Annotated in this window: 22 protein-coding genes and 1 pseudogene; 10 read left to right on the top strand and 13 right to left on the bottom strand. The window is 57.5% G+C overall.

All coding sequences use genetic code 11. The features are described from left to right. Nucleotides 1-4 precede the first annotated feature (4 nt). From ACP7B1_RS08005 to hflX, 4 genes are all read left to right on the top strand, one after another. A complete protein-coding gene (locus ACP7B1_RS08005; RefSeq protein WP_346308291.1) occupies nucleotides 5-1,108 on the top strand; it encodes a lactonase family protein in 1,104 nt (367 codons plus the stop codon). A 12-nt stretch (nucleotides 1,109-1,120) separates the two neighbouring features. Beyond that, nucleotides 1,121-1,987 (top strand): D-amino-acid transaminase, encoded by an 867-nt coding sequence (locus tag ACP7B1_RS08010; protein WP_346308290.1) that lies wholly within the window; start codon nucleotides 1,121-1,123, stop codon nucleotides 1,985-1,987. 119 nt (nucleotides 1,988-2,106) lie between these two features. Then, nucleotides 2,107-2,352 carry an RNA chaperone Hfq gene (hfq, locus tag ACP7B1_RS08015; RefSeq protein WP_091885912.1) on the top strand — a complete coding sequence of 82 codons (246 nt, stop codon included), beginning with the start codon at nucleotides 2,107-2,109 and terminating at the stop codon, nucleotides 2,350-2,352. Between the two features lie 8 nt (nucleotides 2,353-2,360). Beyond that, on the top strand, nucleotides 2,361-3,770 hold the full coding sequence (gene hflX, locus ACP7B1_RS08020; protein ID WP_346308289.1) for a GTPase HflX: 1,410 nt from the start codon (nucleotides 2,361-2,363) through the stop codon (nucleotides 3,768-3,770). Between the two features lie 6 nt (nucleotides 3,771-3,776). On the opposite strand, the gene mazG is transcribed toward hflX, so the two are convergent. The 12 genes and pseudogenes from mazG to ACP7B1_RS08080 form a co-directional block, all read right to left on the bottom strand. After that, nucleotides 3,777-4,598 (bottom strand): nucleoside triphosphate pyrophosphohydrolase, encoded by an 822-nt coding sequence (mazG, locus tag ACP7B1_RS08025; protein WP_426136867.1) that lies wholly within the window; start codon nucleotides 4,596-4,598, stop codon nucleotides 3,777-3,779. A gap of 76 nt (nucleotides 4,599-4,674) precedes the next feature. Next, a complete protein-coding gene (locus ACP7B1_RS08030; RefSeq protein ID WP_346306345.1) occupies nucleotides 4,675-4,911 on the bottom strand; it encodes a hypothetical protein in 237 nt (78 codons plus the stop codon). A gap of 38 nt (nucleotides 4,912-4,949) precedes the next feature. Next, nucleotides 4,950-5,972, bottom strand: a complete 1,023-nt coding sequence (locus ACP7B1_RS08035) for a hypothetical protein (protein WP_346306346.1) — start codon at nucleotides 5,970-5,972, stop codon at nucleotides 4,950-4,952. A gap of 216 nt (nucleotides 5,973-6,188) precedes the next feature. Next, nucleotides 6,189-6,659: a YbaK/EbsC family protein gene (locus ACP7B1_RS08040; RefSeq protein ID WP_346306347.1), complete on the bottom strand. Its 471-nt coding sequence runs from the start codon at nucleotides 6,657-6,659 to the stop codon at nucleotides 6,189-6,191. Beyond that, the gene (locus ACP7B1_RS08045; protein WP_346306348.1) at nucleotides 6,656-7,465 is read right to left on the bottom strand and encodes an MBL fold metallo-hydrolase; all 810 of its coding nucleotides are present in this window, start codon (nucleotides 7,463-7,465) and stop codon (nucleotides 6,656-6,658) included. The genes ACP7B1_RS08040 and ACP7B1_RS08045 overlap by 4 nt, the downstream gene beginning before the upstream one ends. Further along, entirely contained in the window at nucleotides 7,458-8,246 is a 789-nt protein-coding gene (locus tag ACP7B1_RS08050) for a TatD family hydrolase (protein ID WP_346306349.1), read from the bottom strand. Before ACP7B1_RS08050 ends, ACP7B1_RS08045 begins: the two co-directional genes overlap by 8 nt. 21 nt (nucleotides 8,247-8,267) lie before the next feature. Further along, nucleotides 8,268-9,818: a methionine--tRNA ligase gene (metG, locus tag ACP7B1_RS08055; protein ID WP_346306350.1), complete on the bottom strand. Its 1,551-nt coding sequence runs from the start codon at nucleotides 9,816-9,818 to the stop codon at nucleotides 8,268-8,270. 148 nt (nucleotides 9,819-9,966) lie between these two features. Continuing rightward, on the bottom strand, nucleotides 9,967-11,025 hold the full coding sequence (locus ACP7B1_RS08060) for a DNA polymerase III subunit delta' (protein ID WP_426136868.1): 1,059 nt from the start codon (nucleotides 11,023-11,025) through the stop codon (nucleotides 9,967-9,969). Next, nucleotides 11,022-11,696, bottom strand: coding sequence for a dTMP kinase (gene tmk / locus ACP7B1_RS08065; RefSeq protein ID WP_346306352.1), 675 nt, complete (start codon nucleotides 11,694-11,696; stop codon nucleotides 11,022-11,024). The genes ACP7B1_RS08060 and tmk overlap by 4 nt, the downstream gene beginning before the upstream one ends. Nucleotides 11,697-11,785: 89 nt before the next feature. After that, complete coding sequence (locus ACP7B1_RS08070) at nucleotides 11,786-13,015, bottom strand: D-alanyl-D-alanine carboxypeptidase family protein (protein WP_426136869.1); 1,230 nt, start codon at nucleotides 13,013-13,015, stop codon at nucleotides 11,786-11,788. 562 nt (nucleotides 13,016-13,577) lie between these two features. Continuing rightward, a pseudogene (locus ACP7B1_RS08075) lies at nucleotides 13,578-14,252 on the bottom strand (septal ring lytic transglycosylase RlpA family protein); the annotation flags it as partial. 286 nt (nucleotides 14,253-14,538) lie between these two features. Then, nucleotides 14,539-14,673 carry a hypothetical protein gene (locus tag ACP7B1_RS08080; RefSeq protein ID WP_346306355.1) on the bottom strand — a complete coding sequence of 45 codons (135 nt, stop codon included), beginning with the start codon at nucleotides 14,671-14,673 and terminating at the stop codon, nucleotides 14,539-14,541. A 539-nt stretch (nucleotides 14,674-15,212) separates the two neighbouring features. Between ACP7B1_RS08080 and ACP7B1_RS08085 the strand changes: the two genes are divergently transcribed. The 6 genes from ACP7B1_RS08085 to ACP7B1_RS08110 all read left to right on the top strand — a co-directional run bounded on the left by ACP7B1_RS08085 (nucleotide 15,213) and on the right by ACP7B1_RS08110 (nucleotide 19,463). Beyond that, on the top strand, nucleotides 15,213-15,998 hold the full coding sequence (locus tag ACP7B1_RS08085) for a response regulator (RefSeq protein ID WP_346306356.1): 786 nt from the start codon (nucleotides 15,213-15,215) through the stop codon (nucleotides 15,996-15,998). A gap of 10 nt (nucleotides 15,999-16,008) precedes the next feature. Then, a complete protein-coding gene (locus ACP7B1_RS08090; RefSeq protein ID WP_346306357.1) occupies nucleotides 16,009-16,557 on the top strand; it encodes a hypothetical protein in 549 nt (182 codons plus the stop codon). A gap of 72 nt (nucleotides 16,558-16,629) precedes the next feature. Next, entirely contained in the window at nucleotides 16,630-17,928 is a 1,299-nt protein-coding gene (locus ACP7B1_RS08095) for a sensor histidine kinase (protein ID WP_346306358.1), read from the top strand. After that, nucleotides 17,925-18,692, top strand: a complete 768-nt coding sequence (locus ACP7B1_RS08100; RefSeq protein WP_346306359.1) for a TylF/MycF/NovP-related O-methyltransferase — start codon at nucleotides 17,925-17,927, stop codon at nucleotides 18,690-18,692. The genes ACP7B1_RS08095 and ACP7B1_RS08100 overlap by 4 nt, the downstream gene beginning before the upstream one ends. A gap of 130 nt (nucleotides 18,693-18,822) precedes the next feature. Continuing rightward, entirely contained in the window at nucleotides 18,823-19,113 is a 291-nt protein-coding gene (locus ACP7B1_RS08105; protein WP_346306360.1) for a hypothetical protein, read from the top strand. A gap of 65 nt (nucleotides 19,114-19,178) precedes the next feature. Continuing rightward, nucleotides 19,179-19,463 carry a hypothetical protein gene (locus ACP7B1_RS08110; RefSeq protein ID WP_403174400.1) on the top strand — a complete coding sequence of 95 codons (285 nt, stop codon included), beginning with the start codon at nucleotides 19,179-19,181 and terminating at the stop codon, nucleotides 19,461-19,463. Between the two features lie 75 nt (nucleotides 19,464-19,538). Here ACP7B1_RS08110 and ACP7B1_RS08115 read toward each other — a convergent pair whose 3' ends face one another. Then, nucleotides 19,539-19,733 carry a hypothetical protein gene (locus ACP7B1_RS08115; RefSeq protein ID WP_346306362.1) on the bottom strand — a complete coding sequence of 65 codons (195 nt, stop codon included), beginning with the start codon at nucleotides 19,731-19,733 and terminating at the stop codon, nucleotides 19,539-19,541. Nucleotides 19,734-19,896 lie beyond the last annotated feature (163 nt).

The following is a 19,896-nucleotide window of genomic DNA, read 5'->3' on the forward strand; positions in this document are numbered from 1 at the left end:
AACCATGCCAAAGACCTATGCTTTTGTCGGCAACCTGAATCGCAACGCTCTGCCCAATGCCGGAAAGGGCATCAGCGTCTTCCGCTTTGACGACAATACCGGTGATCTCACGCTCGTCAGCGAATACCTCGCAATCGACAATCCCGGTTATATCGCCATCGACGAAAAGCGCCGGCGTCTTTACGCGGCAGTGGAAATCCCCGAATGGAACGAGGGGATGGCTGTCGCCTTCGATATCGATCCGGCCTCGGGAGCCTTGTCCTATATCAACATGCAGCCGACCCTTGGCAACACCACCTGCCATCTCGGGTTCGATCTGTCGGGCGAGACGATCTTTGCCTCCAACTATACCGTTGCCGCGCTGGGCGAACGCCCCGGCAATGCCGTGGCTGCTTTCGCCATCCGCGCCGACGGCGGGCTGGAACCGGCCTTTGCCGCTGCTATTCATGAGGGCAAGAATGCGATCCTGCCGACGGACAAGCGGCAGCATGGTCACTGCGCCGTCGTCAGCCCGGATAATCGGACGGTGTTTGTCTGCGATCTCGGCCTGGACCGGATCATGGCCTATAAGCTGCCGTCGAAGGGCGGGAAACTGGAGCTGGCAGCAACGCCGTTCACGACCTTGCCCGATGGTGCCGGACCACGCCATATGACATTCCATCCGAATGGGAAGATTGCTTATGTTATCAATGAATTGAACAGCACTGTTTCAGTTCTGCATTATAATGCCGAAACCACCGAGTTGACGCTTGGCCAGACGCTTCCGTCCATCCCTGCGGACTTCACCGCGACCAATACCTGCGCAGAGATCGCCGTCAGTGCCGACGGCCGGTTCCTTTATGGCTCCAACCGTGGGCACAACAGCATCGTCAGCTATGCCATCGCCGCCGACGGCAGCCTTGCGCTGATCGGCTGGACACCGTCGCAGGGCCTTGGCCCACGCAACTTCGTCATCAATCCCACAGGCAAGTTCATGCTCGTTGCCAATCAGAAAGGCGGGGGCATCGCCGTGTTCAAACGCGATATCGAAACGGGTGCGCTGGAAGATACCGGCAAGCGTGCGGACCTGCCAACGCCCATGCGCATGGTCTTCGGCCAGTTCGAATAGGAGGCTCTACCGATGTCCCGTATCGCCTATGTCAACGGCCAGTACATTCCCCATGCCAATGCCGGTGTTCACATTGAAGACCGCGGCTACCAGTTTGCCGATGGCGTTTATGAAGTCTGCGAGGTTGCCCGCGGCAACATCATGGACATGACGCGCCATCTCAACCGCCTCGACCGCTCGCTTTCGGAGCTGCGGATCGGCTGGCCGATGAACCGGAAGGCGCTGCAGAGCGTGATCGCCGAGGTGGTCCGGCGCAACCGTGTGTACAATGGCATGGTCTATCTGCAGGTGACACGCGGTGTCGCCAAGCGCGACCACGTCTTTCCCGCGGCCGATACGCCGCCTTCCATCGTCATCACCGCCAAGCGCACGGATCCCGTCATGTTCGCTGCCCGGGCGGCAAAGGGTGTGAAGGTCATCACGGTGCCGGAAAACCGCTGGGACCGGGTGGACATCAAATCTATCGGCCTTTTACCAAATGTTATGGCGCGCCAGCAGGCCAAGGAGCAGGGCGCTCAGGAAGCCTGGTTCATCGATCCGGATGGCACCGTTAGGGAAGGCGCGGCAACAAATGCGTGGATTGTCACCATGGACGGCGTTCTGGTGACCAGACAGGCGGAAACCGGCATTTTGCGCGGTATTACCCGCACAACCATCTTCGATGTGGCCAAAAAGCTGGGATTGACGATCGAGGAACGCGGCTTTTCTGTCGAGGAAGCCAAGCGGGCGCGCGAAGTTTTCATGACCGCAGCCACCACTGTTGTGATGCCAATCGTTGCGATTGACGGCGAATCGGTGGCAAATGGGCACCCGGGAACGATCGCACTTTCGTTACGGGAAGCGTTTTTTGACATTGCGGAAAAAACGCCATCCTGTTAACCGGAGTATGAGGGGACTAACAGAAACCATTTTTCACCTCCTGCAGGAGTAGGCTTTCTGCTCCCGTTGCCGAAATTTGTATGAGACACGTTTGCTGATCGCATAAAAGGACAAAAACAATGGCTGAACGATCGCAGAATCTTCAGGACCTATTTCTGAATTCAGTCAGAAAACAGAAGATTTCTCTGACAATTTTCCTCATCAATGGCGTCAAACTGACCGGTATTGTCACCTCGTTCGACAATTTCTGCGTCCTGTTGCGCCGCGACGGCCATTCTCAGCTCGTCTACAAACATGCCATCTCGACCATCATGCCGAGCCAGCCTGTGCAAATGTTCGAAGCTGAGGCCGAAGACAGCGACTGAGATAACATTTGACCAAAGAAACAAGGCGTAACGCGCAAAACCCTGGCGGATCAACCGATAATGGTGAGACCGCCAGAGAAGCCACGCGCGCAATCGTCATTGTACCGGTTTTGCCGACGCGCTTTTCCGATGGCAAGGCCGATGACCATGGCCGCATGAAGCACCAGCCCGAATTCCAGCGCAGCGACGATGCGCGGCTGGAAGAGGCCGAAGGCTTGGCCCGCGCCATCGATCTGGACATTGTCCATTCGGATATCGTGCAGGTTTCGGCGCCGCGCCCGGCGACCTTGCTGGGGACGGGCAAGGTTGAAACGATTCATGAGCTCATCGAGGCTTCCCATGCGGAGCTGGTGATCGTCGATCATTCCCTGACACCGGTACAGCAGCGCAATCTCGAAAAGGCATGGAACGCCAAGGTTCTCGACAGGACCGGGCTCATCCTTGAGATTTTCGGACGGCGCGCCCAGACGAAAGAGGGCGCCCTGCAGGTGGAACTTGCGCACCTCACCTATCAGAAGGGACGGCTGGTGCGCAGCTGGACCCACCTTGAACGCCAGCGCGGCGGCGGCGGCTTCCTCGGCGGTCCCGGTGAAACACAGATCGAGGCCGACAGGCGCGCACTGCAGGAAAAGATCCTGCGCATCAAGCGCGAGCTGGAAACGGTGGTGCGCACCCGCACCCTGCACCGCAGCAAGCGCAAGAAGGTGCCGCATCCGGTCGTGGCGCTCGTCGGCTATACCAATGCGGGCAAATCAACACTGTTCAACCGGCTGACCGGAGCAGGGGTTGTGGCCGAAGACATGCTGTTTGCCACGCTTGACCCCACCTTGCGCCGTATCCGGCTGGAGCACGGCGAGACGATCATCCTTTCCGATACGGTGGGTTTCATCTCCAATCTGCCCACGCACCTCGTTGCCGCTTTCCGGGCGACGCTGGAAGAAGTGGTTGAGGCCGATCTCATCCTGCACATCCGCGATATCTCCGATCCGGATACAGCAGCACAGTCCGAAGATGTCCACGCGATCATGACCAGCCTCGGCATCGAGCGCGGCGATACGAAGCGCATTCTCGAGGTGTGGAACAAGATCGACAGGCTTGACGATGCGGGCCGCGAGTCGGCGCAGCGTCTCAGCGCAGCGGTGAAGGGCGACGAACATCCGATTCCGGTGTCGGCGATCACGGGCGAGGGCGTCGACGCCCTGCTGAAGGAAATCGAGAACCGCATTGCCGGCAAGCTGAAGCATGTCAAAATCACCCTGCGCCCGGACCAGATGCGGCTGATGGACTGGATCTATCAGCATTCCAGCAATGTGAAGCGCAAAGATCTGGATGACGGCTCGGTATCCCTCACCATGGATATGACTGTGGCATCGCATGCCAATCTGGACGAGAAATTATTGCGGCGGAACAACGGGTAAACGGTGTTACTTCGCGGTTTTGGCTTCCTGCCAGAGTGCTTCCATTTCATCGAGTGTCGCCGCATCGAGCGTCTGTTTCTGCTCGTTCAGCTTTCGCTCGATATAGTGGAAGCGTGACCGGAACTTTTCATTGGTGCCGCGCAGGGCGCTTTCCGGTTCAAGCTTCAAATGGCGGCCGAGATTGACCATGGCAAACAGCAGGTCGCCATATTCTTCTTCCGTGTTTTCCCGGTCGCCATTGGCAATGGCCTGTTTCAACTCGCCGATTTCTTCCTCGATCTTGTCGAGAATGGGCGCGGCTTCCGACCAGTCAAAGCCAACCTTGGCCGCCTTCTGCTGCAGTTTGAGTGCGCGCATCAGGGCAGGAAAGCCGTGCGGAATGTCGTCGAGGAAGCCGGTCGACTCCACGGCGCCGAGATTGAGCGCAGCACGGCGCTCGCGCCGCTCCGCCTTTTCCTCGGCCTTGATCTTGTCCCACATGCCCTTGGCCATGCCGGCACCACGGGCGGCCTCTTCACCGAAGACATGTGGATGGCGGCGGATCATCTTGTGGGTGATCGCCTGGACCACGTCACCGAAATCGAATGCCTGCATCTCTTCCGCCATCCGCGCGTGAAACACCACCTGCAGGAGCAGATCGCCCAATTCTTCGCGCAGATCGTCGATATCATCGCGCTCGATGGCATCGATCACCTCGAAGGCTTCCTCGAGCGTATAGGGGGCAATGGATTTGAAATCCTGCTCAAGATCCCACGGACAGCCGGTCACCGGCGTGCGCAGGGCCTGCATGATCTCAAGGAGGCGGGTGATGTCGCGTGATGGTTTCATACGAAATATACTAAGACAGGAGCAGGGCGGCTGATATGACCGAGCTGACATGCCGGTGGCTTGTCCACAGGATCAGTCAGCGTTTCCCGGCCGCCTGCAGCGATATGGGCCCGATCACATCATATACCACCCTGACGCCGTCCACCGTTTCCGGAAGCTCGGCCGTTTCGGGGAGCTGATCGCGCAGATTGACCTTGATGGCATAGGAGTCACCGATGCGGATCAGGCCGACACCAATGACGGTGCCGCATGATCCGGCCAGTTCCCTGGCTTTCGGCTTGGCAAGCCGCGCCTGTTCGATGGAGGTGCTCATGGCTTTAATTTAGTGCATCCCGGCCACTCCCGCTAGGGTCAAACCGGCATTGTCAGCCCCAATTTCTCCAGCACGATGGAAAGGTCGTTGGCGAAGGTGACACCCTTGCCGTTGGTGCCACCCTGGTCGCTGCCGGCGAACAGCAGGGCGCAGGCATAGCCCTTTTCGTCCATGATCACCGATCCGCTGTCGCCGCCCGAGCTGAACGGACCGCTGCCTGTGGTCTGGATCTCGATCTGGCTGTCAAAACCGATATCGCCGAATTCATAGCTGACCACCACGTCATCGACTTCGATTGCCGTGACAACACCTTGCGTCACGCCGGTTGTCCTGCCGATCTTGAACACCTTGTCGCCGGGACGAAGCGGGGTCTTGCGCAGGCCCTTCAATTTTCCCGCACCCATCAGGGTCACCGCGTCGAAGTCGATATCCGCATCGATCGACGCGATGGCTGCGTCGACCAGATTGTTTGCGCCTGATACGACCGGCTCGAAAGCCAGCAGTTCGCCGACCTTGTCCTTGCTTTTCCTGCCGCCGTCATAGGCGGCGGGCTGCAGGATCGCATCGCCGATCTTGGCCTTGTTTTCATTGGCCAGCACATGATTGTTGCTCAGAATGACCGCCTTGCCGCTCGCCATGTGCTGCGCAAAGCCGCCAAGCGTGCCCGCCGTAATCGAATAATGCCCGACCGACGCGCCGATCAGCAGCGGCCTCTGACGCAGCTGATGCCAGGGCAAGACAGCCGGCGCTGCCAGAGCGCTGCCTTTGAACACGGTGCCGATATAGGTGATGTCGGCCTTGTTGCGGGCTGCTTCCTCGATCTGCTGGCGCAGATAAGCATTTGTTTCGAGCGCACGGCGCTGGACGCGGACGGCGAGCCGGTAATCGTTCTTTCCGTCGCCGGCGGCAATGCCAAGCGCGATACCGCCTTCGACGCCGGTCAGACGCCGTATTGCGGTGGAGCGGACAATGCGGCGCTCGGCGCGGATTTCAGTGACAAGCGGTCGAATGATCTGTTCTGCGATTTCGTTTTTCAGCGCGCGTACAGTTTTCAAATCCACGGTGGTCATCCTTCTTGTATCTACAAGTTCAGGGCACGTGTGCGACTCGACGATAAGCTTAGCGGTGGAGATATGGTTTGGCGAGCGATGAAGGAGAGGCCCGTCGGTTCATACGAGAAAGGGGGCCTTCGCAGTTGAAAATAGAATGTACCTACAGCAATATAAAGATCGCATAAGATAGATTATGGAACCAAAAGGCAGGTCGGAATGGCTCGATCAGCCCGTAATATCGGCTATTTCAGCCTTCGCGGCCGTCATCAAAGCCTGCGGTTCTGCCGGGAAAACAAAGTTCGTGCCGCCTGCTGCAGCCCAGACGACGTCGAACTGCATCAGTGTCTCATCCGCATAGGCCTTGATATCGATCAGATGCCCCAATGGCGATACGCCGCCAATGGCAAAGCCCGTCTCCTTGCGGATGTGCTTTGGATCAGCCCGGTGCAGCGTTTCTCCGGTCAGCCGCGCAGCCTTGGCAAGATCAAGCTGGCGCGGTCCGGAAACCAGAAACAGATAAAGCTGCTGCGTATCGGTGCCCTGAAAAATCAGCGACTTGACGATCTGCGCGACCGTAACACCACATTGAACAGCCGCATCTTCCGCCGTATGGGTTGAATCGGCCATCTGGCGGATTTCGATTTCAAGGCCTGCAGCATGGGCTGCCTGACGGACACGTTCAACGCTCTTGCTCATGCTTCAACCTCAAAGGACAGGCCGTCAAAGGCCGGTTCGACATGGTCTGGCGTATCGCGCAGGACAGTTCCATAATCCAGTGGCACATGCATATGGGTCAGAATGGCTCGACGCGGCTTCAGCTTTCCGATCCACTCCATTGATTCATCGAGAGAAAAATGGCTTGGGTGCGAACGGTACTGCAACGCGTCGATGATGAGTATATCGAGCCCGTGCAGCTGGGCCGCTGTTGTTTCCGGAAACGCGCTGACATCGGAACAATAGCCCACATCGCCGATGCGGAAGCCCAGCGACAGGATATCGCCGTGCACCTGCGGCAGTGGCAGAAAGCGGATCGCACCGCCCGCGCCGTCAACCTCAAAAGCCTCGTGATGCACGATCTCATGTGGCCGCAGGATCGGCGGATAGCTCGAACCTTCCGGCGTCTTGAAACAATAACCGAAGCCTTCGACGAGCCTGCGCTGGGTCGCCTGATCGGCATAGATGTCTACCAGATCGCGCCGGTCGATGACAAAGGTCCGGAGATCATCGAGGCCGTGAATATGGTCCGCATGCGCGTGGGTATAGACAACGGCATCAAGCCGTCCGGAGCCGAAATCGATCATCTGCGAGCGGAAATCCGGCCCCGTATCGATGACGACGGTGGTCACGCCGCCATGCGCGGCAATGCGTTCCACCAGCATGGACGCTCGGCGTCGGCGGTTTTTCGGATTGTCCGGATCGCAATTGCCCCAATCACCATTGATGCGCGGCACGCCCGGAGACGAGCCGCAGCCCAGAATGGTAAAGCGCAGGCGATCAGGCATCGGCGGGCCTTGGCATCTTGGTGAACAGGCGGAATACATTGTCGGTGGTCAAAGTGCCGATTTCCTCGACGCTGGCACCGATGGTGTCCGCCAGCACGGCAGCCGTATGGGTGACAAAGCTCGGCTCGTTGCGCTTGCCGCGATGCGGCATGGGTGCGAGATAAGGCGCATCTGTCTCAACCAGCAGCCGGTCGCGCGGCACATTTCTGGCGATCTCGCGGATTTCCGGCGAATTCTTGAATGTCAGAATACCGGAAAACGAGATGTAACCGCCAAGCTCGACACCAACCCGCGCCAGTTCGGCACCAGAGGAGAAGCAATGCAGGATGAAGGGGAAGGCCCCCTTCCCTGATTCCTCGCGCAGGATCGCAATCATGTCCTCATCGGCACTGCGCGCGTGAATGACCAGCGGCAGACCGGTCGCGCGTGCCGCGGCGATATGGGTGCGAAAACCCTGCTGCTGTGCTTCCGGCGGCGCATAATCATAGTGATAGTCGAGCCCGGCTTCACCGATTGCCACCACCTTCGGGTGTTCGGCCAGCTTGATCAGGTCATCGGCGGTGACGTCGAGTTCCTCATGCGCATTGTTCGGGTGCGTCCCGACCGAGGCAAAGACGCTGTCATAGCGTTCGGCGATGCCGATAATGCCGTCCAACTTGCGAACGCGCGTGCAGATGGTGACCAGCCGCACAACACCAAGATCCAGCGCGCGCTGGACAATGGCGTCACGTTCTTCGGCAAAATCCGGAAAATCCAGATGGCAATGGCTATCGACAAGCATGAAAAAGATCCGGGTTCCTGATCAGGCGCCTTTGTCTGCCTCGACATAGCGCGGGAAGATCGGCTGCGGCGCGGGCAAATCGGCGCCGGGCACCAGTTCGCTGCCGCCGAGAAGATCGGTGAAGTTACGCTTGTCCGCAGGCACGGCCAAGATATCGAGCAGTTTGGCTGCCGATCCCGGTATGAACGGCAGGCAGAGAATGCCGACGCGCCGGATCACTTCCGCCGTCACGTAGAGAACGGTTTCCATCCGTGCGGGATCGGTCTTCTTCAGTGCCCATGGCTCTTGCGAGGCAAAATACCGGTTGGCTTCCGCCACCACGGCAAAGATCGCCCCAAGCGCCAGATGCATGGCCTGCGTGCCGACGGCCTTGCGGGCTGTCTCCAGCGCTGCCACCGCCTGGTCAAGGATGGCCTTGTCGACATCGGTCAATGCGCCGGGCTGCGGAACCTTGGCTTCGCAGTTCTTGTTGATCATCGACAGCGAGCGCTGCGCCAGATTGCCGAGATCGTTGGCAAGATCCGCATTGGTGCGGTTGACGATCGCCTCATGGCTGTAATTGCCGTCCTGACCGAAAGGCACTTCGCGCAGCAGGAAGTAACGTACCTGATCCAGGCCGTAATGTTCGACCAGGGAGAACGGATCAATCACATTGCCGACCGATTTCGACATTTTCTCGCCGCGGTTGAACACGAAGCCGTGGCCGAAGACGCGCTTTGGCAGTTCGATCCCTGCGGACAGCAGGAAGGCCGGCCAATAGACGGCGTGGAAGCGAATGATATCCTTGCCGATGATATGCACGTCGGCGGGCCAATAGCGCCAGCGCTCGGCCTTCTCATCGGGATAACCGGCTGCCGTGATGTAGTTGGTCAGCGCGTCGACCCAGACATACATGACGTGTTTCTCGTCGCCGGGAACCGGAATACCCCAGTCGAAGGTCGTGCGCGATACGGACAGGTCCTTCAGCCCGGATTTGACGAAGGAGATGACCTCGTTGCGGCGCTCGTCCGGCCCGATAAAGCCCGGATTGTCGGCATAAAGCTTGAGCAGGCGATCCTGATAAGCGGACAGCCGGAAGAAATAGCTTTCCTCTTCCAGCCATTCGACGGGCGAGCCCTGCGGGCCGTAGCGCACACCATCGGCACGCACTTCCGTCTCGTCTTCCTGGTAATAGGCTTCATCGCGCACGGAGTACCAGCCGGCATAGGAATCCTTGTAGATATCCCCGGCTTCGACCATTTTTTTCCAGATCGCCTGCGATGACGCGTAATGCCGCTCCTCGGTGGTGCGGATGAAGTCGTCATAGGACGCATTCAGGAGATGGCCCATGTCACGGAAAAGCTTGGCATTTCTGTCGGCAAGCTCACGCGGCGTAATGCCTTCCCTGCGTGCGGTTTGAAGCATCTTGATGCCATGTTCATCCGTGCCGCTGAGGAAAAACACATCCTTGCCGTCATGGCGGTTGAAACGGGCAATCGCATCCGTCGCGATCAGCTCGTACGCATGACCGATATGCGGGCTGCCATTCGGATAGGAAATGGCTGTGGTGATGTAAAATGTTTCGCGGCTCATACGTAACCTGATTTGCTTCGGAATTGGCATCTTGGGAAGGCGTCAGGCTGACATAACCCATGTCCGGCCTGATTGCTATACCGGTCGTAAACACATGAATTCAATTGAAATACTATTCCGCATTCATGTGATGTGACCGGGTGGCAGATCAAGAAGCACGCAGGGCGCGGTGCATCCTGTCAAGAAAGATAAGAACGGACTGTTTGCGGTCAAGGTTGAAGGCATCGGCGTCACGGGCTTCGCCCTGCATGTCCTGCCACAGTGTCGACCAGTGATTGGCCTCGGCCACGGCACCCTTCTCCGCAGCCTCCCTCGCCTTCGTCGCGATCCGCGAAAAAATGTCCTCAAGGAAAAGGTCAAACTGAATTTCCGAATCGCGCCCCGACAAGGCGGTTCCAAGCGCCTGCGCCTTGGGAACGTCGAATACCGGCTTTGTCAGTATCGCATCGATGGTCTGCGATATCTCCAATCCGCCAAACGCCACAAGGAGTGCCGCCTTGCGCACGCTGCCGTCCGCGTGGGTCACCAGTGCCTCGGTATCCGGCATCTGCTCCGCACCAAGGCCGATGGTTGCCAGCGCCGACAACAGGTCGCTGCGCTCCAGCCCCTCAAAACGGATGGACTGGCAGCGCGAGCGGATCGTTGGCAGCAAGCGCCCGGAAGAATGCGAGATCAAAATGAACAGCGTTCGCTGCGGTGGTTCTTCAAGAGTCTTCAGTAACGCATTGGCTGCATTGCGATTCATGTCATCTGCCGGGTCGACGATAACAATGCGCCACGCACCGTCATGCGCCGTCCGGTTGAGAAAATGCGTCACCCGGCGAATCTCGTCCACCGTGATCCCGGTCTTGAATTTTCCGGTCTTGGCATCGAGCGGGCGGCTGATATGCAGCACGGCCAGATGTGTCCCCGTGGCAATCTGCCGGTAGGGCGCGACGGAAAAATCGGGCAAAGCCAGTTCCAGCGGCGCCTCGCGCTGCACCGGATGCTTGAGCATGTGTCCGGCGAGGTGAAAGGCCAGCGTGGTCTTGCCCACGCCCTGCGGTCCCTCGAGCAGAAGTGCATGATGCATGTGGCCGGATTGATAGGCCTGGGCCAGAAATGAACGGATGGACGGGTGACCGAACAATGCGGGATTGGCCGACGGGGCGGGAATACCGTCAATGGTGTCATGCGTGGCGGGCACGTCGGGAAGCGTATCGCTCATTGTGCCGCCCCCGCTTTGGCCTTTTCCTTTATCGCACGCCGCGCCTTCAGGCGATCGACGAGGCGGGCAATATCCGCCGCGATATCGTCAACCGGCCGGTCCGCAGGCACCACTTTGCACCGCCCCGGTTCAGCCTTGGCGATGGCCAGATAGGCGTCCCGGCGCTTGCGGTGCATTTCGATGGTTTCCTTTTCGAAGCGATCGGCGGTGCCTGTTCCGCGGCGCGCATTTGCGCGCTGCAGCCCGATTTCCGCCGGCAGATCGAGAATGATGGTCAGATCAGGCATCAGTCCGTTGACGGCTGCCCTTTCAATGGCGCGCATCAGACCGGCATCGAGATCGCCGGTGACCCCCTGATAAACCCGGCTGGAGTCGATATAGCGGTCGCAGAGCACCATGCTGCCCGTGTTGAGCGCGGGGCGCATGACCTGCTCGACGTGATCATTGCGCGCGGCGGCAAACAGCATCGCTTCCATGGCGGGACCGAAGGATTCGGCAGCGCCGCTCAGGATGACATGCCGCACAGCCTCGGCACCGGGTGAGCCGCCCGGCTCGCGGGTCACCACCACATCATCGCCGGCTGCACGCATATGCGCTGCCAGTCGGGTGATCTGGGTGGATTTGCCAGCGCCCTCGCCGCCCTCAAAGGTAATGAACAGTCCTTGTTGCACGCCGTCAGCCGTCTTTCGATAAAGAGTCGCTTTTGATCTCTAGACGAGGTTCTAACGGGCGGGACTGAAAAGGTCGAGCCGGGAAAATCCTAAAGCTTCAGGCGGCGTGTCCAGCCGGTGGTGAGTTCCAGGACCGCATCGAGCGTGCGCTTCTGCAGATCACCGGGTTCAACGGCTTCGCCCGTGTAAACCGGCGTTTCCTGCGCCAAGGCATCGCCGATCCAGATCCACAGCACGCCGACCTGCTCGTCCGCCTTGACCGGAGCCAGCAGCGGGCCCTTATACACGACATGGGCCTTGAGGCGATCCTTGTTGGCCGTCGGGACGAGAAGGCTGATCTTTTCGTGTGCCTTGAGCGGGACGCTGGATTTGACACCGCCAAACACGCTGGCTTCCGCGATGGTCTCGCCTTCGGCAAAGATATTGACTTCCTCGAAGGCGCTGTAGGCCCATTCAAAGATTTTCTTCGCTTCTTCCGCCCGCTCCTTGTCTGTCGCCAGACCGCTCAGGGCGGCGATGTAACGGCGCCCATTATGTTCGGCCGAACCGACAAGACCATAGCCGGATTGCTCGGTATAGCCGGTTCCCATGCCGTCAGCGCCGATATCCAGCTTCAGCAAGGGATTGCGGTTGCGCTGGAAAATATTGTTCCAGGTGAAGCTCTCCTGCGCATAGGTGCGATAATATTCCGGATATTCGTGCTTGATGTAGCGGGCCAGCGTGACAAGGTCCGTCAGCGACACCTTTTGCTCCGGATCGGGCAAGCCGGTCGAATTGCGGAACGTCGAATTCTTCAGGCCGATTTCCTTCGCCCGTGCGTTCATCATCTCGGCGAATTTTTGTTCCGACCCGGCAATGCCCTCGGCCAGGATGATGCAACCGTCATTGGCTGACTGCACGATAACGCCCTGGATGAGGTCGCCGACGCTGATCGACGACTTGAGCTTGGCAAACATGGTGGAGCCGCCGGACGGCGCCCCGCCCCTGCGCCAGGCATTTTCGCTGACGGTATACTGGGTGTCGATCTTGATCTGGCCGGTCTTGAGCGCATGAAAGACCAGTTCCATGGTCATCAGCTTGGCCAGCGCGGCTGGTTCGATCAGCGTATCGGGTGTTTTGGCGTAGAGAATGGTGCCTGTCTGGTCTTCAAGCATCAGGGCCTGCTTGGCCTTGGTATCGAACAATGCTTCCTGCGCGTGGACCGGCGACGCGGCAAGCAGCACGACGGCAAGACTGGCGGCAAGCTTACGGAATGGCTGTAACGGCAATGTTCTTTGAAGTGGGAAATCAGTTTCCGTCATCGCGTACGACAAACGCATCACCTGCTCCCGCTTTCCAGGCAGCCTGCAGCAAGGCATCGGTATTCTTTCCCGCGCTGGTCCGTGCAATCAGAGCGATGCGCGGGCCATCCGGGCTGTTGACCTCGGACAGATCGACCTTGCCCAATGGCGCGAGAGCGCTCATGACACGGCCCGCTTCGGACCTGTCGGCAAAAAGGCCGACATCGACATATTCACCCGCCGGTGCCGCTGCGGATTCACGCAGCTTGTTTTCATTCTTCCACGCGTCGGAAATGGCCTTCGGCGATATCAGACTGTTCATCGCCACCGCTGTGGCATTGGCACTTGCCACACGCTCGCTGGCATAGGAACTGACGAATGGCGATGCGCGCCGTGGGCCGCCCTTCAGCGATCCGAGCAGGATCGCCGGCTTGTCGTCGATATAGGGACCAACAAGCGGCAGAACCGGCTGTATATCATAGCCGAACGGCATCGCCCCCATGGCGGCATTCATCTGCGGCTGCGCGGGCGCGCCAAGACTGACCGCCTGATCATTGAACGATACCGGCGCCACATTCAGGCTCGCAACCTGAACGCCCTGCACCTTCGGCTGCCGCATGCCGGGAATGGAAAGGGCATTGCGCTGGGTGGGCGTCGGTCCATTCATGGCAATCATGGTGCCTGAATCCGGCTGCATCAGACGATCACGCGTGCCGGGCGCACGATACGACGCGAGCAAAAAGCCGTCATCGCGCCCTTCGAGCGGCGCGCGGCCCACATATTCCACCTTCACGTCGGCCGTACCCGTATGCTGATAGTCCAGCATCGTCGCAGCCTTTTGCGACAGATCGATCACGCGATCGCTGTGATACGGTCCGCGGTCGTTGACGCGCACGATCACGGAACTGCCATTGGCGAGATTGGTCACGCGCGCATAGCTCGGCAGCGGCATGGTCGGGTGCGCCGCCGACAGGTGGTTCATGTCGTACACTTCGCCATTGGCAGTGAGGCGGCCATGAAAGGCCGAGCCGTACCAGGATGCCCGCCCCTGACGCTTGTAGCCCAGCTCTTCCCTGGGATAATACCACTTGCCGCGAACCTGATAGGGCCTGCCGATCTGGTTGCGCCCGCCGCCGCGCGGCATGTTGCGAAAATCCGTGACGACGCGCGGGCTGGCTTTGACGCCATACTCCGATTCAGCGAAATATTCCTTGCCGTGGCTTCGTTTAGCAACCTTTGCCGTGGGTGACGCGCAGGCTGCCATCAGGGCGCCCATCGCAACAACTCCCGCAATTCGAAAAGCTTTGGCTTTTGACAATGCAAACTACCGGCTGGATGCCGTCCCCACACTTTTTACGCAACGATACCGAACAGAACCTGGTGCAGCCCCAGAACCCATCATGGAGTATTGCACCAGAATTATAACTCGCACCGATAGGTTGACAGCACCTTAACAGAACAGGGAGACATTGCCTGTCATGGCTAACTTTGGTTAACGGGCGCCCCATCCGCAAAGGAAAGATGTGATGCGGAGACGTGAAGCGCGTTCGGCGCAGGCGTCGTTAGAGCCAGCCGCCGAAGACATAGGTCAGAAGCGCTGCGGCGGCCACGCCCCCGACGAATATGGCGATATACCAGACATTCGAGCTGTGGCTTGGCCAGACCTCTTCGTCATCATCATCAAAATCGTCGATCATTCTCCTTGCATCCTCCTGTGGGCCCGGCTTGTCAGAAGCTGCACACGTCCTCCAGGCCGAGCCCTGCCAACGGGGTTTCGCCAGCGTTCTTCAACTCGGATTGCCGATGAAAGTTCCAATCAAGGCGCCCAGCCTCGCTGGCGACGGACCTTCAAAGCATGCCGGGACACGCCGAACGCGATATGCAGCAGCGAAACAACTGCGCGGTGCTTTCTTTTCGCGGCCCGGTTGTATTCCGGCTTCATACAACTAAGTATATCTCAAAGAATTTCGGGGGTCTTCAAGTATGTATATAATCAAGCACGGTGTGCGAAACACGCTTGGTGATGTTTTATGGGACGAACCCCTTCCCCTACAATTTGAAACAATTGAAGATTGCAAGCTTACTATCAGCTCGCTGATCGAGCGCTATGATCACAGTGAGTTTGAACAGGAAAACGACCGGTGGTGCACGTGGAACGATAGCAAGCAGAACGAGTTTCACTATTGGTGGATCGTTGCAGTGGCGCCATTGTCTTAGGAAAAACCAATGCATTACCATGGCACCTTACGCATTCTTGCCTGTTATCATGCGTGAATTGTCCGCATGCGGTAGGTGCCGCGATGATACCTATTTTTCGCGAGACGAGCCTGTTAAAACCCCACGCATGGACCACGCGAATGTAAAAATTTCCAAAGTTCTGATCATCGAGGATGATTATTTTTATGCGGATTCGCTGAAGCGGCACTTCAAGACATCTGGCCAGCACGTGGCGACCGCCGAGACCTTCCATGCGGCGCAGATGGCTATCGAGGCGGATGAATTTGACCTGATCATCATCGATCCGGGGCTTCCAGACTATGGAAGCGAGATGGAATCCCGCGATGTGCGCCTGAAAATCATCGAGTCCATCATCAATTCCACTCCCGCAGCCGTTCATCTGGTCATCACCGGCCGGTATTCGACCGATGAGGCTGAAACATGCAGAAACCTCGGCGCGAAGGGATATCTGGGCAAAAATCGGCTCAATGCTCCCACCCTCGCCAGCATTCTTGAACTCATGACCCGTTCTGAATTTGTCGTGCATCGGGGGAGCGAGACGATCAGCGATGCTTTTCCGGGCTATTATTATCCGTTCCTGTCATTGTCAGAGGAAGAATGCCTCCAATGGGTGGAAGACCGCCCGAAGGGCATGAAACGCAATGAACTGTTTGTGCTTATGGCAAAGCACTTTAAGATGAAAAGTGCCGAGATGGCCGAGCAGAAATACAAACGGGCGCGAAGCAAAGTCCTGGCGCATGGCCGCAAAATCACTGCCGACAATGATGATCCTGCAACCGATTGAGGAAAAGGCCGTGGAAATACACAACGGTTGGCGTGCCTGCTTCTTGGGCCTTGTGCTCTTATGCGCGGTTCCTGCCGCTTCCGCCGGCATAGTCGACCCGCATGTTCTCCAGATCGAACGCCAGAGCGGAAAACCCATCGCCTCCTACAAAGAGGACGATCTGGCAAAATCATTTTCCTATCGGGAGATTCAAACCAAGACGCCTTGGACCAACGACGTACAGCGCACCTATCGCGGTTTTTCGCTGATCGAGATATTGGCGAAGAACGGATTGGCCAATGCGAAGGTCATAAAGGGCATAGCGCCCAATGATTATTCCGCCAGAATCGATATGGACGAAATCAAACGTTACAATCCGATCGTTGCCTCACAGATCGCCTGCAATGACGTCGAAGCCAAGGCAGGAAAATGCCATGAGGGCGAATTCCGCCCGCTTGAGGCCGACGATTTTGGGCCATTCTACATTGTCTGGCCTTTTGACAGCATGCCCAAGGCCTATGACCCGGGAGATCACTCAAGATGGATCTGGTTTCTCACCGAGCTGCAATTTGAGCAATAATTTTTGATCGCGCATCAAGCCGCGTGACGCTTAAACGATGAATGGGATTGATTTCAGACACGTGGTGGATAGGTGAGACAGATACTCCGCGCAAACGGTACGTACATCCTTGCCATTTCCTTTGGTCTCTTTGTGCTGATCGGCCTGGCCTCATTTCTGCAAACGGACAAGTATCGCAGTCAGGCCTATGACATCATCGGGGAAGTCAACGAGGTTCAGTGGCGATCGACCCAAGCGCGCGAAAAAATGGTCAGCATCATGGGATGGGCCCGGCTGGCTGCGCTCACCAAATCCCAGGAGTATCGCGCCAAAATCCTGTCTGAAAGCACCTATCTCGCCATCAATGCCAAGACGCTGATCGCTTTGCCCTATACCGAGAAGATCATGCCCAAAGTGGATATCGATCTGATCAAGACACTGCTCGATTACATAAACAACGAGCTGATGCCGCAGCTTGCGCTGGCCGATCCAGACTACAGTCTGATTGTGGCCAGGTTTGAAGACTTCTGGCCGGCCATTGTCTTGACGACGACGGGCAACCTCGGAAACACCCAGAAACGCACCGCCGATCTCGAGCAAAAAGCGCTCTACGACAATTTCCTGTACGCCTTCGTGTTTGCAACCGCGATCATGGTCGTTCTGTTCGCCATGGTCGCCTACAGAAGCAAGGCACTGTACAACAATCAGGTCCGCCAGTTCGCGCTGCTCTTCTCCCACATGACCTTCACGCGAATCAACGGACTGTCCATGTGGATGCACGAGACGCTTTCGCCCGAGGAAAACCCCGATCCAAAACTGCTCGACATGGCCCGCAAGCGGATCACTGATCTGTCGGTTGTCACCGATTGGCTGGCCCGGATCGCCTATCCCAAATTTGATCAGGACAATACGCCGATCGTTACGCTGGGAACGATCCTTGATCAGATCACGCGTCCCGATGGATCGACCATTCCCATTGTGCGCGCCGATGTGAAAGCAATGCAGCTGCTTGTACCGCAGGGGCAATTCCATCTCATGCTTCACGAGCTTTTGCGCAACGCCAAGGACGCCGTCGAGGATGAGCCGCACCCGCACATTGTGATCAAGGTGAATATCGCCAGACGCTGGCCGATTGGAAAAGACCTGATCGTCGCCATCGAGGATTCCGGCGTCGGCATGTCCCGGGAACAGATCAAGAAGGCCACGACACCGTTCTTCTCGACGAAGGGCGAGTCGCGCGGCCATAGCGGACTGGGCTTGACAGGTTGTGCGCGTCTTATTCAGACAATGGGTGGCTCTCTTGCGATTCAATCATCAAAAGGCAATGGTACGACTGTTACACTTGCCTGCCCGCTATCGAATCTCCCAGTTATAAAGTGGAACCACGCATGACCAGTTTGCCGCAACAGGAACGAAGCTACGGACTAGACCAAGTGATCGCCGAACTGCAGGACCGGCTGGATCGGTATGAGCAAACGAATGTCGCTCTTGCCCAACAGGTCGAGCATCTGCAAACGCGTCTCCTTGCACCGAACAGGTTCAGATGGGACGTCATCGACAAGGTTACCGATTACTTCAGGGGCGCGCAAATCAAGGGAGATTATCTCGAATTTGGCGTCTATCAGGGCGAGACCTTTGCCTATGCGTGCAACGTGATAGGGCGGGAAAATCCGGAGATGCGCTTTGTCGCCCTGGATTCGTTCGAGGGCTTGCCGCAACCAAAGAAGGGGATCGACGAGTCCGGCGGCTATAGCGGCGGCTTCTTCGAAGGCCAGTTCTCGTGCAACGAGGCGCAGTTCAAGGAAAATCTCAAGCTGCGCAATGTTGATCTGGCGCGCGTTACGACCATCAAGGGCTGGTACGACCAGACGCTGCAACCAGGACATGCACAGTCTTCGCCTATCCAGACCGTTGCTTTCGCATGGATCGATTGTGATCTCTACGAGTCCACAGTGCCTGTGCTGGATTACCTCACCTCCCGTTTGACGGTCGGGTCTGTCATGCTGTTCGATGATTGGCGTTGTTTCAGGAATCTCTCGGAATTCGGCCAGCAAAGAGCATGCAGGGAGTGGCTGGCGAGAAACCCCCAGATCAAGCTGAATCTGCTTATCGACAACGACTATCACGGTTACGTCTTCTCCGTGGCCGCCTGTTAGTAATAACCGCGATATGAAGTAAAAATTCGACGTATTTATTTAACGAATATTTTGGTTCAGCGTTGTTGCTTGCGGGGCTGTCGAAGCGTATTCTCTCCCCCATAGTGCCGAAGAGCACGGGGGAGAAAAAATGAGTAAATTGGACCGTGATCCAGAACTCAATAAACTTGCAAGATACCTCATTCACCAATCGCTTCCTCTTGCCATAAGTACCTCCGGTTACAATCCGACCACGAGGGACCTGGACATGATCGAAGAAGCATTGAAGGCCCGCTACGGGACGGATCTTGCCAGTGTCTCCGTGCGGGAAATCGATGAGTTTCTGCATCGGCGCTTCAGCAGGCTGAGCGAACGGCCGAATCGGCGCACAATTCACCGCTTCCTCAAGATACTCGCGGGTAAAGACCGGAAACGAAGCTGAATGACCTTCGGTTGTCTCAGAAAGACACACGAAGGTCATTCAGTTACATTTGACGTAACATCCCATTGGGGCAAACCTATTATTCCTGGAACAGCAATGGAGAGATGAATATGCGTGCACTTATAGCGATCGCACTTCTGGTGTTGGCAGCAAGTCCGGCCGTGGCGGACGGCACCTGTAAAAGCCAGGCCGAGGCCAAAAAGCTTTCCGGCGCTGCTTTGACCAATTTCACGAAGAAATGCGCGGCAGATGCGGCAACAACCTGCGATACGCAGGCCGCCGCCAAGAAGCTTGCCGGCGCCGCAAAAAACAGTTTCGTCAAGAAATGCGTGAGCGATACAACAGGCTAAGTCAGGCAGCTCCATTCAACGCGGAAGACCGCAAGCCGGCTGCGCCGGTTTTCATCATCGAACAGCCGGATTGTGTCACCGGCTGTCGGTGTCGTCACCGATATGCGTCTGGGGGGTGAGATTGTGATCGCCGGCATTTCTGAAATCGGCCCCCATTCTGCCGAGAAACAGCACCATCATCGAAACCGCCACGAATGCAAATAGAACCGGCCAAACCGACATCACATAGGGTTGGTAATCTATTTTTGTATTCTCGCCTTCCTGATCCACAGAGCCCCCTGCCCGCAAACGACGTCATTCCCAGCTTAACGCCGGCACAAAGATGCTACCTGCAGATTAATATCATCTGAACAAATGAATGCTTCGCATTGTGTTTGTACAAGCGATCTAGCCCGCGGGCGCAAGCGCTGGCGCTTCATGAAAAAGCCCAACT

The sequence above is a fragment of the Phyllobacterium sp. SL163 genome, assembly GCF_049896885.1.
Taxonomy (GTDB): domain Bacteria; phylum Pseudomonadota; class Alphaproteobacteria; order Rhizobiales; family Rhizobiaceae; genus Phyllobacterium; species Phyllobacterium calauticae.